We start from the raw sequence: 15,737 nt of genomic DNA on the forward strand, positions 1-15,737 counted from the left end.
AAATGAAACTCTTAAAAACAAAAGCAGGATGCTACGGAAAGGAGACCTCACTCAAGGAGGCATAACCGGTACTTTATTGCATTTTACCCTACCCATGCTGGTAGGGTCTTTTTTGCAGCAATGCTACAACATTGCAGATACGCTCATTGTAGGCCAATGCATTGGTGCAGGGGCGTTGGCGGCGGTCGGTTCGGCATACACACTGATGGTTTTCCTGATATCCGTTTTGCTGGGACTGGCGATGGGCAGTGGCACTGTGTTCTCTTTACATTATGGTGCCGGAAACCATGTAGCACTGCGTCGTAGCATATTCAGTTCGTTTGTACTGATAGGTATCGTGACACTGATACTGAATGTAGCCGTTTTTATCTGGCTCGATCCTATTCTCCGGCTGTTGCAGGTTCCGCAAGACATATACGGCATGATGCGCAGCTATTTGTGGATAATCTTCTGCGGTATAGTTTTCACCTTTATCTATAACTTCTACGCATCTCTGCTGCGTGCAGTAGGGGATTCTGTCACTCCGCTTTGGTTTCTGGCAGTTTCTGTCGTTCTGAATATAGCGCTCGACTTGTTTTTTATCCTACAACTGGATTGGGGGATTCAGGGTGCGGCTTCGGCCACTGTCCTTGCTCAAGGAGTAGCTGCTCTGGGCATCATCATTTATACTTACAGAAGGCGTCCGGAACTGCGATGGCATCATGAAGACATGTGTTTTGACCGTACTTGCTTGAAGGAAATAGCTTCCTTCTCTACACTGACTTGCGTCCAACAGTCGGTGATGAATCTGGGAATCCTGATGGTACAGGGACTTGTCAACAGCTTTGGAACAGCGGTAATGGCAGCTTTTGCGGCAGCTGTGAAGATTGACTCTTTCGCCTATATGCCCGTGCAGGAATTTGGGAACGCCTTTTCCACCTTTATTGCACAGAACTTCGGGGCCGGACGTTACGACCGTATCCACCGGGGTGTTCGCAGTGCATTTGTCACAGCGGTTGTTTTCTCACTCCTCGTGTCCGTGCTGGTTTTCGTGTTTGCCGAGCCACTGATGCTTATCTTTGTCCGTCCGGACGAGACGGAGATTATTGCGGTGGGAGTGGCGTACCTACGCATCGAAGGTGCTTTCTACTGTGGCATCGGCATCTTGTTTTTGCTGTACGGATACTATCGGGCCATCCGTATGCCGGGCATGTCTGTTGTGCTGACCGTGCTGTCGCTGGGCACCCGTGTAGTTCTTTCTTACTGGTTTGCTTCGATACCTGAGATTGGGGTGACAGGCATCTGGTGGTCTATCCCCATCGGCTGGCTGATTGCCGATGTAGTTGGTATCTGGTGCTATCGGTATGTTAAAGGAGTTAGAGGGAGTTAAAAGAAAATCCGGCAAATTTGCTCCACTGTCCTTCGGATATTTTCTTGAGCAAATTCAGGCTGCATGGCCTGCTCCAAAGAGACGGGAGAGGGGGTAATGGAGAATACGCCCCGGAATCCGGCTGCATTCAGTATCCCGGCATCCTCTATCGCTCCTGCCAGCAGGATGACGGGAATATGTTGCCTTCTTGCTTCCTGCAAGATGCCCGAAGGCACTTTTCCCATAAGAGTCTGCCGGTCCGATTTCCCTTCTCCAGTGATGATGAGGTCGGCATCCTTAATCTTTTCTGCAAAGTCCAGAGTTTCCAAAAAAAGCTCTATGCCGGGTTTCAACTGTGCATCCAGAAATGCGTGGAGACCGCCCCCCATACCGCCTGCCGCACCGGCACCGGGATGCAAGGATACGTCTTTGCCGGTAGTGCGGAATATGACGTCCGAAAGATGCTGCATAGCAACATCCAGTTCCTTCACCATATCCGCGTCTGCTCCTTTTTGGGGAGCGAATACGTGGGCTGCTCCATTGGGACCGAAGAAAGGATTGCGTACATCACACGCCGCCGTGAAACATGCCTTTTTCAGTGCGGGATGGGCAGAAGAGCTGTCTATGGAGCTGATTGCCGATAGAAGGGCACCGCATAGGGCGATGCCTTTTTTCATGCTTCCCACTTCGTGTCCTTCTTTATCGAAGAAACGGAATCCCAATGCTTGCAGCATTCCCAGACCGGCATCGTTCGTGGCGCTCCCTCCAAGTCCGATGACGAAACGGAGGCATCCCCGTTCCAGGGCATCGCGTATCAGTTCGCCCGTTCCGAAGGTGGTGGTTTTCATCGGATTCCTTTTGTCGGCAGGAACCAGAGGCAGTCCGCTGATGGCGGCCATCTCTATGAATGCGGTATTGCCGTCTCCGGAGATGCCGTAACTGGCATCGCACGGTTGCATCAACGGGTCGTGGGCACGGACGGTGATACGTTTTCCGTTACTGGCTGCAAGCAGGACGTCGAGCATGCCTTCTCCACCGTCGGCCACAGGGAGCACGATGGTCCGGCATTCGGGACATGCGGCATGTACCCCTTGGGCGGCAGCTTCTCCGGCTTCTGCCGAGGTGAGACATCCTTTAAAGGAATCAAGGGCAATCACTATCTTTTTCATAAATGCGGTCTTTTATAATTTCGTCATGCTTCGGATGACAAGTTGTACAATTACAAAGGTATATACAAAATTTCATTTCTTTTTCATGCAAGCATGAAAGTTCTCTCTTCGGTTTGCATTATCTTTGCAGCATGAGCGAAGATACGTATAAAACCATCGTTGCCCCTTCCGAGGGCATTTACACTGAAAAGCGCAGCAAGTTCATTGCTATTGCCCTGCCGGTGCGTACAGTAGAGGAGGTGAAGGCGCATCTGGAAACTTACCAGAAGAAATACTACGACGCCCGCCACGTGTGCTATGCCTACATGTTGGGCCATGAGCGGAAGGACTTCCGTGCCAACGACAACGGCGAACCATCGGGTACGGCAGGCAAGCCGATTCTGGGACAAATCAATTCCAACGAACTGACGGATATTCTCGTCATCGTAGTGCGCTACTTTGGCGGTATCAAGTTGGGTACGAGTGGACTGATTGTAGCTTATAAGGCTGCTGCCGCCGAAGCCATTGCCGCTGCCACCATCATTGAAAAGACGGTAGATGAGGAGGTGACTTTCCTCTTCGAATACCCCTTCATGAACGATGTGATGCGGGTGGTGAAGGAGGAGGAGCCGGAAATTCTGGAACAGTCGTATGATATGGACTGCCGTATGACGCTCCGCATCCGTCAGTCCATGATGCCGAAGTTGCGGGCACGGTTGGAGAAAGTAGAAACATTAAGGTTTGAATAATACAACAAATGGGATAAGAGCCCCTTTTAATAGGGAAGTTGTTCGTTTCCTTTAACGGAACAAGTTGTTTTCCTATGAGGAACAGACTGTTTTCTTTGCGGAAACGGTACCACTTCTTATGAAAGGCTGACTCCCCCCCTTTAAACAAAAGAAAGTTTATGGCATTTAGTGCAACAAAAAGAGAACTGGGCGAGCTCTACACCTTCTTTCGCCTGCTGGCGGATGGAGCCGTGTCATTGGGCACACCGAAAGCTGAAAAAGACGAAACCCTGCGCTGGCCCGTTGCCTTGATACAGAGGGAAGAGCATGACGGTACGCGCCGTTACTATATCGAAGCGCAGGAAGTACGCGTTGTCAGCGGAACTACCGGGAAGGACGGTTCGTTTGTTCCGGGCGAGAAAGAGGAGCTGCGCTTTCCCCGCGAGGACTTTGGCGATGCGGCAACACTTATCCTGCATCTGCTGAAGAACGTTTCGGGCGAGGAAGTGGAAGTGTCCGAAGGCTTGGAAGCCTTCCTGGATGCTGCCAACATCTTCGACCTGGAAGCAAAGACGGAAGACCGTACCGACTTTTCCGTTGCCTTCTGGCATCCCGAAGCACCTCTGACGGGCTTCAATGTCCGTTGTCGTCTCGCCCCGATGAATCCGTTGCTGGACGGAGGGCGCACGGCGAATCTGAAGCTGGAGCAAAGCGGTGTCAAGTTTGCCGTGCCCACGGTGAACAAGGTGAATGCCCTGCCGGAATCTCCTACGGAAGTGGCAGAACGCATGATGATGATTGAGCGACTGGGCGGCGTGCTGAAGTATGCCGACGTTGCCGACCGCGTGTTCCGTTGCAACTTGCTGATGATAGACCTCCACTTCCCCCGCATGCTTGCCGAGATGGTGCGCTTGATGCACTTGGACGGCATCACCCGCATCAGCGAATTGACGGAGCGCATCAAGGAGATGAATCCGTTGAAGATAAAGGACGAGTTGATAAACAAGCACCGCTTCTACGAGTTCAAGATGAAGCAGTTCCTGCTGGCACTTGCCCTCGGCATGCGCCCTGCCAAAATTTATAACGGTACGGACTCTGCCGTCGAAGGCTTCTTCCTGACGGACGGCAGCGGGCAGGTACTTTGCTACCACAAATCCCGTCCGCAGGTCTTTGCAGACTTCCTTTATCAGAACACACGTTTGGAGAAAGGTGCCGTAGAGAAAGATAAATACGGCTTCTTGGAGCGCGAGAACGGCGTCTGGTACTTCAAGCTGAATGTAAAGATTGGGCTGGTGAAACGGTGAAACAGCCCCACTGAACACGTACTGATGTGCATTATCAACTATCAATTCTCAATTAAACAAATGAACGAGACATTACAAACTATCAAGGCACGCCGTAGCGTCCGTGCCTATATGGAACAGCAGGTTTCCGCAGAAGATTTGAATCTTATCCTTGAGGCGGCTACTTATGCCCCCAACGGTATGCATTTGGAGACGTGGCACTTCACTGCCATTCAGAATAAGGAAGTACTGAAAGAGTTGAATGATAAAATCAAAGGCGCCTTTGCCAAGAGTGACGACCCTCATACACGGGAACGTGGACATAGCCAGACTTATTGCTGCTACTATCATGCCCCCACGCTGGTCATTGTCTCCAACGAGCCTACCCAATGGTGGGCTGCTATGGATTGCGCTTGCGCTCTGGAGAATATTTTTCTTGCAGCCAAGTCCCTCGGCATCGGTTCCTGCTGGATTAACCAGTTGGGGCAGACCTGCGACGACCCCGATGTCCGCGCTTTCTTGACAAAGCTGGGTGTACCCGAGAGCCATAAGGTATATGGCTGCGCAGCCCTGGGATATGCTCCCGCCGATGCTCCGGTGAAGGAGAAAAAGGTGAAGGAAGGTACGGTGACCATCATCCGCTAAACAGAGATACCCGCAGGAGAGGTGGCGGTCAGGTAATTAATCATACATGAAGCAAAATAACGTATAATTCCGCCACTCTCCGTTGGGCTTCCTCTTCACAGAGGAAATGGGTTATCGCTGCATATTGATGATGCCGCTGTCCGTATCACTGTTGTTCAGCCCCTTGTTGCCCGCCTTGTGCTTGCGTCCGAACTCGAATGTATAGCCCACGCGCAGCACGACCATCTGTCCCGTCTCCCTGACGAATGTCTCGGAACGGAAAGGAGCCACTTTGCTGATTCTTTCTTTTCCCACTTTATAGTTATTGGTGAAGGGAAACATAATACCGATTCCCGCCTGAAGGTTCTGCCGGGTGTACATTGCCATGAATGCCGTCTGGTTTTCGTTCTTCTTGATGGTTTCGCCGAAGAAATTGTTCTGCACTTTCCGGAACTGCCCGAGCAGCGAGAAGTCTTTATATTGCACTTGCGCCATCACGCTGTAATAGAATTCATCGTACATATGGCTATAGTTCAGGCCTTCCGACCAACTGCGCGTATATCCTCCCGAAGCATAAAGCGTCAAGAAATCTTTCAGTCCGAACAGTGTAGCGCCATTTATGCCGGCCATCAGTTCCGTATTCAGGCTTTGGAACGACCGCTGGTTTTCATTCTTCAGTATCAGTTTGCCGTCCTCCACGAAGATGCTTTCCATGATGGGATTGTCATAATACTGGTGGCGCACGCTCAGATTGGCATTGAACTGCTTCTTCGAATAGCTGTAAGACAAGGAGTTCGTGAACTGTTGATACGTTTTCAGCAACGGGTTTCCGCGGACTATCTGTATCGTGTCCATCGCCTGCTCCACATCAGTCAGCGAACCGAGCGACGGTATGGCAGGACTGATGTTGAACCGGTAGCGCAGGAATCCCGCCTTCTTCAGATTATAGCTCAACCGCACGGTGGGCGTGAAGGTATAGTAAGCATGGTCTTCCTCACTTTCCTTGAACCAGGCACGTGTCATTCCTACACTGCCCGCATAGCTGAAGTCCTTTACCTTGCCTTGCACCTCGAAGAAAGCGGATGTTTGCGACTGGTCCATCTTCGAGGTGGTGGGATTGGAACCTTTATACTCATTCTCTGTCCGCATCTGATAGTGGCGGGCACCGCCGCTCAGCTTCACCTCCTTGAAGCTCTTTTCATAAATGGCTTCGCCGATGACGGAGCGCTTGTCGCCGTCCACTAATGTCTGGATGTCTGCCAGCGGTGCGTTCTCGTCCTTGTACTCCTTGTATTTCCGGTTGTTCTTGGTATGGATGAGCGTTCCCGTCACATTCATCTGGATGCTCTGCTGATGGGGCAGGGTATGCTGGAAGTAAAGGTCGAGCGCCGGAGAGTAGCTGGATGTGTGGTTGTTGACGTACGAATAGATGGACTCCGTGCTGCCCACTGCCCACATCTTGTTCAGTTCATTCTGGTAGGGGGCATTGCTGAGGTTGTTACGGAAGATGGCATTGAATACATATTTGTCCGCTTTCGTCAGATTGTACGTCAGATTCAGGTTGTTGATGAAGCTCAGAGAGGGCGACTCGTCTTCGATGCCTTCCTTGATGCGGTCGATGGTGCGGTCGCCCAGATAGAAGGTTTCGTGGGATTCGAGGCGGCTGTGATACTTGCCGTTCTTGTTGAAGTAGTCGATGCCCCATTCGGAGTTCTTGTAATTGAACTTCGCGCTCAGAAAATTCTCTCCCCATAGGGTGTGGGGCGAATCGGAGAGCTGGAAGTTCACGACACCGCCCGTTTCGCGGCGGCGCAGGATAATGTTGACTACGGCGCCCAGCTCATCGTCTCCGTACTGCTTGCCGGGGTCTTCGATGAACTCCACACGCAGTACGTCTTTGGCTCTGACGGCCGCTATCTCCTTGTCTGTCACTTTAATGCCGTTGATACGGGTTTGTACGGCCCCGCCACCGCTGACGCTCATGCTGTTGCTCAGATTGTCCACTTGCAGACGGGCAATGCCGAGATTGTTCAGCAGGTCGTAGGCACCGAACGAGCGTTTGAGCTGGCTTTCGGAAGGTAGGATGATTTGCCGGTCTACCCGCTGCAGCACATTGCTGGCAGATACCGTCACTTCACCGAGGCTCACGGCATCTTCCTGCAACTGTACATCGCCCAGGTCGAGGCTTTTATTCAGTTTCAGCAGTATGTTTTCACTTTGGAGGCCGATGAAGGAGATGGAAAGGCGGTAGTCGCCTGCCTTGATTTTAGGGAGGGCGAACTTGCCTTGTGCATCCGAGGTTACTCCGGTCACCAAAGTAGAGTCTATGGTCCATAATGACACATTGGCGGCTATAACTGCTTCTTGCGAGGCGTCCGTGACGCGTCCTTTGATGGAGAGGCTCTGTGCCTGCGTACGGAGTACGGAGAGGGCAAGCAATAGTAAAAAAAGTTTGGTTTTCATAATCGTTTGTATTAGTCTGTTACTGTTGGATAGGGATGTAAAAGTCACTCTTCCCGCTAAGGGAAGATGCTGAAGCTTGTATATCAGTTGTTTATACTTTCCTCGTCTGTCCGATGAAAGTTAGGAATGCATGAAGGAATAAATCTCGTACATCAGTGTCGAAACTTTGACAATCGTAAGTCCGAAGAGGAGTCCGAAGGTAATCCATAATGCAGTCTTTGCGTATCTCTTCATGAACCGTCTTTTTTAAGTTTGTTATATCGTTCTGTTATTTCTTCTATACTGATGCCGAGTAGCTCCATGCTGCGGAACATGTCGGCAAGCTGGTTGTCAAAAAACTCTTTCTTCTGTATTCGCATCACTTTCTTCACCGCATCTTTGGAGAGGTAGAACCCCATTCCCCGTTCCGGGTAGATGATGTCCTCCGTCTGGAGGTATTCATAGGCCTTCAGCACGGTGCGCGAGTTCACTGCCAGTTGTGTGGAGAGCTCCCTCACGGATACCACCCGCTCTTCTGCCCGCCATTCGCGGGTGAGAATCTTGCTGAAACAGAAGTCTACAATCTGCTGGTATATCGGCTTGTTGGTCTTGAAGTCCATAGGCTACAGTTGTTTTTCTTTGAGCAGGAAGTAGCTCGATACCCATGAACCGAGCAGCACACTGATGGGAGCCGCATAATTGCAGAAAGTCACGATGGCTTGTGCACCGGCCGACAACGGATAGTTGGTGTGGGGCCATGTGGCAATGTTATCCATCCAATATCCGTCCGCTCTGGCTTCGGGCATGAGGGAGGCCACAAAAGTTACAATTCCTATGCAGACGGCAATGGAGCCTACAAAGATGGTGAAGCTTTTCAGCAGGACTTGCCGACTGAAGGCGAAGTAGCCGATGAAGGCGGAAGCATGCAGGATTGCATTGGTCAGTATCTGGGTGTTGTGTATCCGGAACATCGTGATGTGCGTTGCGAAATATTGCAGGAACTCGCTGCCGCTTAAGGACAGCAGACCTTTGAGGCAGGCTATCAGCAGGCTGCAGAATAGGGGAAGCAGCAGCAGGTATTTTATCCAGATATGCAGGAACTTCTCGAATGCCGATGCCGGCAGCAGTATATCGAGAGTAGAGCTGCGTTTGCTGAAATTTGTTTCCAGCAGGCAGGGGGCCATGAGGATAAACCATAGTACGTAGCGGGAGAATTCGGTGGCAGAGGTATGTTTGCCGTAATAACTTCCACCGCGGTTTATGTCGTAGAGAATGCACAGGATGCAGATGAACGATACGACGGCTGCCGACCAAAGCAGGTGCCTGCCGGTCTCATTCCTTTTATATTGTTCCAGTAGCAGGAAGCGTTTCAGATTAAAAGTTGCGTTCATAGTTCTGTTTGTATGATGGATTTTCATTGAAACATGCTCTGTATCTTTTCCGGTTGTTGCAGCACCGCTTTATACAGCAGTTCGATGTCCGGTGTGTTCTCTTCTCCGTCCTCGTTGGGGAGAATGGAGAAATGGCCCGACAAGTCTTGTTCGCTGTAGATGCTTTCTGCCGGCAGGATGTCCGTACGGGCAAAGAGAAGCCGGTTACTGATTTCGTCCAGCGAACGGTTCAGTAATATTTCGCCTTTGCCAAGGATGACGAGATGGTCCAGCAGATTCTCGAAGTCGTGCGCCTGATGGGTGGAGATGAGCAGCGTGCTTTCATCGTCCATGCTGCGGCTGATGATACGTTTCAAGGCTTGGCGGGAGGTGATGTCCAGCCCGTTTGTCGGTTCGTCGAGCAGGATGTATGGAGTATGCAGGGCAAAGGCGTATGCCAGCATTGCCTTCTTCTGTTGTCCGTAGGAGACGGAAGAGAGTTTTTGTTTCCGGTTGATTTTCAGCTCTTCCAGGTTCAGCTTGAATTCTTCCTGATTGAAATGTGGATAGAATACGGAATGGCGTGCAGCGAAGCTGGCGATGCTTTCGGTAGGCATCTGCAATTCTTCGGGCAGGAAGAAGTAACGGGCCAACCCTTCGGACTGTCTCTCTGCCGTGTTTCTTCCGTCTATACTGCACTTTCCGTTTTTGGGAAAGAGTAGTCCGCAGATGAGATGCATCAGCGTCGTTTTGCCTACACCGTTTTCCCCCAGAAGTCCATATATACCGTTTCCTATTTCCAAAGATATATTGTTGAAAATAAGTGGATTGGACTTGTAACCGTAGCTTGTGTTCTCTATCGTTATCATAACTTTATTGGTGTTGTACTGATGTACAACACTGCAAACGTAGGGTAAGTTATGGAGAAAAGCAAGGGGGAGAGATGCTTATTAACTTCTTTTAGCAGTTGTGCGCTTGTCGTTTGCTTACAGCATCTTCACCAGTATGTCCCATACAGCCACCATGTGGCAGGCTGAACCGCCCAATACAAAGAAATGGAAAACCGAGTGCATGTACCGTGCCTTGCGCAAGGAGTAGAAGGCGGCTCCCGTGATGTAGCATACTCCTTCGGCAATAATCCAGTAGCAGGCTGTGGGGGAGAGGGCGAAAAGCTGCTTGAATACTACCAGTACGGACAGCCCCATCAGGATGTAACACACTGTTTCCACGTAACTGTGCTCCTCCATCTTGCGGAAGCTGACAACAGTGCCGATAATGGCGCATAGCCAGACGAAGCCGAACAGTCCCCAGCCCCAACCGCCGTCCTCTCTCAATGCAATGAGCGTGATGGGGGAGTAACTGCCTGCAATGTGCCAATAGATGGCCGCATGGTCCCAATGCCGCAAGCGTCGTTTCCACGGATTATGATGTTTCAGGGAGTGGTAGAGTGTGGAGGCAAGATATGAACCGCCCATGCCGAACAGATAGAGCCATACACCGAATGCTGCCCAAAGATTCTGTACTTGGTAGCATTTTATCAGGAATAGTGTACTTACAATTACTCCCATGGCAATGCCGATGCCATGGGAGATGGAATTGATGGTTTCTTCTTTTTTACTATAAAATAGTCCGTTACGCTTTCTTTTCATCAGTCGAAGCATCCATAGCATGTGGGCAACAGTTTACGGTCTCCCAACGTGTTGTCTACACGTGCCACGTTCACCCAGAACTTGTTTTCGCGCACGCTTTCTATCGGGTAGGCTGCCTTTTGGCGGGTATAGCTGTGCTCCCACGTGTCGGCTACCACTTCGTATTCGGGATGGGGGGCATTCACCAGCACGTTGTCCGTCTTGTCGGCTTCGCCGTTCTTCACTTCTTGAATCTCGTCCCAGATGGTCAGCATCACCTGCACGAAGTTATCCAGTTCGGCAAGGCTTTCGCTCTCCGTCGGTTCAATCATCAGTGTGCCGTGTACCGGGAAGGAGAGGGTAGGGGCATGATATCCATAATCCATCAGGCGCTTGGCGATGTCGTTTTCGCTGATGCCCGTCTCTTCGTGCACCTTACGGCATTCCAATATCATTTCGTGTCCTACGAAGCCGGTAGCACCGCGGTAAACGATGCCGTATGTATCCTTGAGGCAGGCTGCCAGGTAGTTGGCGCTGAGGATGGCTATCTTTGTGGCCCGTGTCAGCCCTTCTGTTCCCATCATGCGGATATAGCCGTAAGTAATGGGGAGGATACCTGCACTGCCGAAAGGAGCTCCGGACACCTGGTTGGCGGCATTGCCGAACAATTTGTGTCCCGGAAGGAACGGAACCAGATGCTCTGCCACGCAGATGGGACCTACGCCCGGTCCGCCGCCACCGTGAGGAGAGGCGAACGTTTTGTGCAGATTCAAATGGCAGACATCCGCACCGATAAAGCCGGGATTCGTCAAGCCTACTTGGGCATTCATATTGGCACCGTCCATATATACCTGCGCACCGCAGGCGTGTATGATGTGGCAGATTTCCACAATTTCCGTTTCAAAGATACCGTGTGTGGAAGGGTAGGTGATCATTAGGGCGGCGAGGTCCGCCTTGTTTTCTTCCGCTTTGGCGCGCAGGTCGGCCATATCCACATTGCCTTGTGCGTCGCAGGCGCAGGTCACGGTGGTAAAGCCTGCCTGGATGGCAGATGCCGGGTTGGTGCCGTGTGCGGATGCCGGTATCAGTATTTTGTTGCGGTGCCCTTGTCCTATACTTTCCAGATAGGCGCGGATGACGCGGAGTCCTGCATATTCGCCTGCCGCACCGGAGTTGGGTTGCAGGCTGACACCGGCAAAGCCGGTAATTATCTTCAGCTCTTCACTGAGGTTGCTTATCAGTTCGCGGTAACCTTCGGCCTGGTCTTCGGGCACCAGGGGATGCATGTTCATGAATTCCGGACGGCTGAGCGGCAGCATCTCTGCGGCAGCGTTCAGCTTCATGGTGCACGAGCCGAGGGAAATCATGGAGTGTGCCAGTGAGATGTCCTTGCGGTCGAGACGCTTGATGTAGCGCATCATCTCCGTTTCCGTATGGTATTTGTTGAATACTTCATGTGTCAGATAGGTGCTTTGGCGTTTCATCTCCGCGCTGATGCTGCTTGCCATGGGTACGTCGCTTGCCTTTTCCCAATCCCTTCCGGCGGCAATGGCAAAGATGGAGAGCAGTACGTTGACGGCAGTGATGTCCGTAGTCTCATCGATGCTCATACCTACGTCCCCATTCTTGAAATAACGCAGGTTCACTTCCTTGCTCAAGGCGATGGTACGTATCTGCTGTGCCGAAATGGTGTCGGGCAGTGCAAAGCGGAGCGTGTCGAAATATTGTACATTGACCTGCTTGTATCCCAGTCTGTTGATACTTTCTTCCAGAAATACGGCAATGCTGTGGATGCGTTCTGCAATGGTGCGGATGCCTTCCGGACCGTGATATACGGCATAGAAGCCAGCCATCGTGGCAAGCAGTGCTTGTGCGGTACAGATGTTGGAAGTCGCCTTTTCACGCTTGATGTGCTGCTCGCGGGTTTGCAGCGCCATGCGGTAGCACAGCTTGCCGTATTTGTCTTTCGACCAGCCGATGATGCGTCCCGGCATATTGCGCTTGTACTCGTCGCGGGTGGCAAAGTAGGCTGCCGACGGCCCGCCGTAGAACATCGGTGTACCGAGCCGTTGTGTGGTTCCGAAGACGATGTCAGCTCCCCATTCTCCCGGAGGGGTGAGCAGGGCGAGGCTCAGAATGTCGGCGGCAACGGCCACTTTGCAGTTGGCTGCATGGGCTTTTTCCACGAAGGCGCGATAATCTTCCACGTTGCCGGTAGCGTTGGGATATTGCAGTACGCAGGCGAAGATGTCCGGCGTGAATTCCATTTCATGGTATTTTCCTATACGCAGCTCGATACCTTGCGGAATGGCGCGGGTAGTCATTACTGCCAGTGTCTGCGGGAAGACGGCTTCGTCAACAAATACCACGTTGGCGCCCGATTTCTGCATGTCGCGCGGACGCAGGGCGTACATCATCGTCACGGCTTCGGCTGCGGCAGTCGCTTCATCCAGCAGGGAGCAGTTGGCAAGGGGCATGCCGGTGAGGTCGCATACGGCAGTCTGGAAGTTCATCAGGGCTTCCAGGCGTCCTTGTGAGACTTCGGTCTGATAGGGGGTATAGGAAGTGTACCAAACGGGGTTCTCGAATACATTCCGTTGGATAACGGCAGGAGTGATGGTATTGTACCATCCCATACCGATATAGGTTGTGTAAAGTTTGTTTTTGGCAGCCAGTCCTGTAATATGCTGTCCGAATTCATACTCCGTCATTGTCTTGGGCAGAGCCAGCGGTTCTTTCAGGCGGATGTTGGCAGGAATGGTTTTATCAATCAGCTCGTCCAGGCTTTTCACTCCTATTTTTTGGAGCATCTTTTCCTCGTCTTTTTCGCTGATGCCGATGTGGCGGTAGGCCAATAGGTCGTTTTTCATGGCTGTAATGATTTAAAAGTTTGCTGTATATTTACCGGAAGAACGGATTCTCCGCTTTTTCTATTCCTATGGTAGTCGGTGCTCCGTGTCCGGGATAGACAATCGTGTCGTTGGGCAGGATGAACAGACGGCTGCAAATATGCTCTATCAGTTCGTCGAAGTTGCCGCCGGCAAGGTCGGCACGGCCGATGCTGCCTTGAAACAGCACATCCCCCGAGAACATGCAGTGGTCTGCCGCGCAATAGTACACCAGGCTGCCTGGCGAGTGTCCCGGCACATGGATGGCTTCCAGTTCTGTATTGCCGAAGGTGATGATGTCTCCATCGTGCAGATAAGTGCCCAGGGGCACGGGGGCTTCCTGCAGTTGGAAGCCGAACATGCGGCTTTGTTTCGGCGCTTCGTCAATCCAGAACTCATCGGCCTGGTTGGCTTCGGCCTTCAGACCGAACTCTTTCAGCATGAAAGGATTGCCGAAGATATGGTCCAGATGCAGATGGGTATTCAGCAGATGTTTCACATTCAGCCCATTCTTGATGATGAAGTTTTTCAAGGCCTGCTTTTCTTCCTCATAAAAACAGCCCGGGTCAATGACGACCGCTTCATTGGTTTCGTCCCAAAGCACATAACAGTTCTCCGGGAACATATTAAATTCGAATCTCTTTATTTTCATATTATGTATTTAGATTTATCCCCCTACATATACTACTTTCTTTGTCTCGAAGAACTCCTCTTCAAAGAACTCCTTCAAGTCCCACAACGTGGTCTTGTTCTTGACGGGCATGGTTTCATTTCCCAATTCGCCCCCCTTGAGGCAAATCAGTCCGTTGGGCAATGCATTCTGTTGTTTGGAGGAGATGTTCTTGCGGATAATCTTCAGTAGGTCTGTCAGTGGCATCACGGCACGGCTCACCACAAAGTCGAACTTCCCTTTTTCCTCTTCTGCGCGGGCATGGCGGAAGGTGACGTTTTTCAGCCCGATGCTGTTGGCTATTTCGGAGGCTACGCGTACTTTCTTTCCGATGCTGTCCACCAGATGGAAGTGTACTTCGGGGAAAAGGATGGCAAGCGGGATTCCCGGAAAGCCTCCTCCCGTGCCGAGGTCCATAATCTGTGTCCCCGGCCTGAAGTGGATTACCTTGGCTATGCCCAGAGAATGCAGCACATGGTGTTCGTACAAGTTCTCTATATCTTTGCGTGAAATGACATTAATCTTAGAGTTCCAGTCCAGATAGAGGTCGTAGAGTGCGGCAAACTGCCGTTTCTGTTCTTCCGTCAGGTCCGGGAAATATTTGAGTATTAAATCCATTGTAAATTTTATGTTGATAGACAATTGATTACAGTTCCTATTCGCCGTCTGTTTTTATAGCGCTGCTCAATACAATGAATTTACCGTTCATCAGAGGGGCTATGTCCTCATAAGACAACGTGATTTTGGTTGCTCCCATTACGTATGGGGCAATTTCATATACATTATAATAGAAGGTGATTCCCGTTGGGTCCAGGTAGAAATTCTCGATAGGCTCCAGGTCACCGGTGGTGGCGTAACCCATGTCCTCCAGCTCTTGGCGGGTGCTGACGTTGTTGTCTGCCATCAGCTGTTTCCAAAGCAAGTCGGTCAGCGCTTCCTTATAGTCGCCTTCAAAGAGGTCGCCTAGGTGGATGGGGCTTAGGGTCTTTAGGTCGAGGTTGAGGAAGGTGGACATATAGATGCCGTGTGCGCCGCCGGTATATTCGTTGTAATCTATACGGTAGGTCAGTATTAAGGTATTGCACAACTGCACATGGCTTTCGATTCCTTTATAATAGGAATACCAGGCTCCTATGCTCTGCTCGTCCTGTTTGTCCTCCTCGTCTTTCTTGTACATCGGCTCCAGGTCATTGCGGTAGTCGCTGACATATTTCTCCGTATATTTCTTGACAGCTTCTTCGGGTGTCATCGCCATGTACTTGTCGCCGAAGCAGGCGGAGAGGAAGAAGGCGTTCAGACTGTCTTTCAGCCTCACGTCGGATGACTGGCTGGCGTAGGCAAAGTTGAGGATGAGGTTGCAGGCCGGATTGGCTGTGTCTCCGAAGAGATGTACGGTTTCGTTTACTTGTATACTGTCGAACTCCAACGCGTATGCGTTTTTGTTCACGGTGTTACCGCAGGAAAAGAAAAAGCCGCTTGCCGCAAGCAGAAGGACAAGTAGGCTGACAGTTTGCTTTTTCATATTGAATTTCGTTTATAAATCAACATATCAATCAAAAAACTTTATCGACAAATATAGAACTTATTAACGAACTGCACACATAAAAA

14 protein-coding genes are annotated in these 15,737 nt (G+C 51.1%); 4 read left to right on the forward strand and 10 right to left on the reverse strand.

The annotated features are described in order from the left end of the window. Positions 1-28: 28 nt before the first annotated feature. Positions 29-1,369, forward strand: coding sequence for an MATE family efflux transporter (locus DXD78_RS02955; protein ID WP_009036890.1), 1,341 nt, complete (start codon positions 29-31; stop codon positions 1,367-1,369). Here the strand turns inward: DXD78_RS02955 and DXD78_RS02960 are convergent. Next, positions 1,366-2,517 carry a glycerate kinase gene (locus DXD78_RS02960; protein WP_009036891.1) on the reverse strand — a complete coding sequence of 384 codons (1,152 nt, stop codon included), beginning with the start codon at positions 2,515-2,517 and terminating at the stop codon, positions 1,366-1,368. The genes DXD78_RS02955 and DXD78_RS02960 overlap by 4 nt on opposite strands. A 131-nt stretch (positions 2,518-2,648) precedes the next feature. On the opposite strand from DXD78_RS02960, the gene DXD78_RS02965 reads away from it, so the two are divergent. The 3 genes from DXD78_RS02965 (at position 2,649) to DXD78_RS02975 (ending at position 5,152) form a co-directional block, all read left to right on the forward strand. Then, positions 2,649-3,245 carry a YigZ family protein gene (locus DXD78_RS02965; protein ID WP_009036892.1) on the forward strand — a complete coding sequence of 199 codons (597 nt, stop codon included), beginning with the start codon at positions 2,649-2,651 and terminating at the stop codon, positions 3,243-3,245. A 158-nt stretch (positions 3,246-3,403) separates the two neighbouring features. Then, complete coding sequence (locus tag DXD78_RS02970; RefSeq protein ID WP_009036893.1) at positions 3,404-4,528, forward strand: HpaII family restriction endonuclease; 1,125 nt, start codon at positions 3,404-3,406, stop codon at positions 4,526-4,528. A 60-nt stretch (positions 4,529-4,588) separates the two neighbouring features. Further along, positions 4,589-5,152 (forward strand): nitroreductase, encoded by a 564-nt coding sequence (locus tag DXD78_RS02975; RefSeq protein WP_009036894.1) that lies wholly within the window; start codon positions 4,589-4,591, stop codon positions 5,150-5,152. Positions 5,153-5,263: 111 nt separating this feature from the next. Here the strand turns inward: DXD78_RS02975 and DXD78_RS02980 are convergent, their stop codons facing one another. The 9 genes from DXD78_RS02980 to DXD78_RS03020 all read right to left on the reverse strand — a co-directional run bounded on the left by DXD78_RS02980 (position 5,264) and on the right by DXD78_RS03020 (position 15,651). Further along, positions 5,264-7,594: a TonB-dependent receptor gene (locus DXD78_RS02980; protein WP_009036895.1), complete on the reverse strand. Its 2,331-nt coding sequence runs from the start codon at positions 7,592-7,594 to the stop codon at positions 5,264-5,266. Between the two features lie 230 nt (positions 7,595-7,824). After that, entirely contained in the window at positions 7,825-8,193 is a 369-nt protein-coding gene (locus DXD78_RS02985; RefSeq protein ID WP_009036896.1) for a GntR family transcriptional regulator, read from the reverse strand. Positions 8,194-8,196: 3 nt separating this feature from the next. Further along, complete coding sequence (locus DXD78_RS02990) at positions 8,197-8,991, reverse strand: hypothetical protein (protein ID WP_083790039.1); 795 nt, start codon at positions 8,989-8,991, stop codon at positions 8,197-8,199. Beyond that, positions 8,988-9,812: an ABC transporter ATP-binding protein gene (locus tag DXD78_RS02995; protein WP_009036898.1), complete on the reverse strand. Its 825-nt coding sequence runs from the start codon at positions 9,810-9,812 to the stop codon at positions 8,988-8,990. Before DXD78_RS02995 ends, DXD78_RS02990 begins: the two co-directional genes overlap by 4 nt. A 117-nt stretch (positions 9,813-9,929) precedes the next feature. Beyond that, positions 9,930-10,592: a hemolysin III family protein gene (locus tag DXD78_RS03000; RefSeq protein WP_009036899.1), complete on the reverse strand. Its 663-nt coding sequence runs from the start codon at positions 10,590-10,592 to the stop codon at positions 9,930-9,932. Next, positions 10,592-13,441, reverse strand: a complete 2,850-nt coding sequence (gene gcvP / locus DXD78_RS03005; RefSeq protein ID WP_117652482.1) for an aminomethyl-transferring glycine dehydrogenase — start codon at positions 13,439-13,441, stop codon at positions 10,592-10,594. The genes DXD78_RS03000 and gcvP overlap by 1 nt, the downstream gene beginning before the upstream one ends. Before the next feature lie 31 nt (positions 13,442-13,472). Next, on the reverse strand, positions 13,473-14,111 hold the full coding sequence (locus tag DXD78_RS03010) for an MBL fold metallo-hydrolase (protein ID WP_005828155.1): 639 nt from the start codon (positions 14,109-14,111) through the stop codon (positions 13,473-13,475). A gap of 15 nt (positions 14,112-14,126) precedes the next feature. Continuing rightward, positions 14,127-14,747 (reverse strand): 16S rRNA (guanine(527)-N(7))-methyltransferase RsmG, encoded by a 621-nt coding sequence (gene rsmG / locus DXD78_RS03015; protein WP_057253287.1) that lies wholly within the window; start codon positions 14,745-14,747, stop codon positions 14,127-14,129. 37 nt (positions 14,748-14,784) lie between these two features. Further along, positions 14,785-15,651, reverse strand: a complete 867-nt coding sequence (locus DXD78_RS03020; RefSeq protein ID WP_117652483.1) for a DUF3298 and DUF4163 domain-containing protein — start codon at positions 15,649-15,651, stop codon at positions 14,785-14,787. Positions 15,652-15,737: the final 86 nt, after the last annotated feature.

Origin of the sequence: Bacteroides sp. D20 (assembly GCF_003436255.1) — a bacterium.
In the GTDB taxonomy this organism is placed as follows: Bacteria; Bacteroidota; Bacteroidia; order Bacteroidales; family Bacteroidaceae; genus Bacteroides; species Bacteroides uniformis.

Coding starts and splice junctions, on each gene's coding strand:
- DXD78_RS02955 (WP_009036890.1), top strand. CDS start 29: ATGCTACGGAAAGGAGACCTCACTCAAGGAGGCATAACCGGTACTTTA.
- DXD78_RS03020 (WP_117652483.1), bottom strand. CDS start 15,651: ATGAAAAAGCAAACTGTCAGCCTACTTGTCCTTCTGCTTGCGGCAAGC.
- DXD78_RS02975 (WP_009036894.1), top strand. CDS start 4,589: ATGAACGAGACATTACAAACTATCAAGGCACGCCGTAGCGTCCGTGCC.
- DXD78_RS03010 (WP_005828155.1), bottom strand. CDS start 14,111: ATGAAAATAAAGAGATTCGAATTTAATATGTTCCCGGAGAACTGTTAT.
- DXD78_RS02985 (WP_009036896.1), bottom strand. CDS start 8,193: ATGGACTTCAAGACCAACAAGCCGATATACCAGCAGATTGTAGACTTC.
- DXD78_RS02990 (WP_083790039.1), bottom strand. CDS start 8,991: ATGAAAATCCATCATACAAACAGAACTATGAACGCAACTTTTAATCTG.
- DXD78_RS02965 (WP_009036892.1), top strand. CDS start 2,649: ATGAGCGAAGATACGTATAAAACCATCGTTGCCCCTTCCGAGGGCATT.
- DXD78_RS02960 (WP_009036891.1), bottom strand. CDS start 2,517: ATGAAAAAGATAGTGATTGCCCTTGATTCCTTTAAAGGATGTCTCACC.
- DXD78_RS02970 (WP_009036893.1), top strand. CDS start 3,404: ATGGCATTTAGTGCAACAAAAAGAGAACTGGGCGAGCTCTACACCTTC.
- rsmG (WP_057253287.1), bottom strand. CDS start 14,747: ATGGATTTAATACTCAAATATTTCCCGGACCTGACGGAAGAACAGAAA.
- gcvP (WP_117652482.1), bottom strand. CDS start 13,441: ATGAAAAACGACCTATTGGCCTACCGCCACATCGGCATCAGCGAAAAA.
- DXD78_RS02980 (WP_009036895.1), bottom strand. CDS start 7,594: ATGAAAACCAAACTTTTTTTACTATTGCTTGCCCTCTCCGTACTCCGT.
- DXD78_RS03000 (WP_009036899.1), bottom strand. CDS start 10,592: ATGAAAAGAAAGCGTAACGGACTATTTTATAGTAAAAAAGAAGAAACC.
- DXD78_RS02995 (WP_009036898.1), bottom strand. CDS start 9,812: ATGATAACGATAGAGAACACAAGCTACGGTTACAAGTCCAATCCACTT.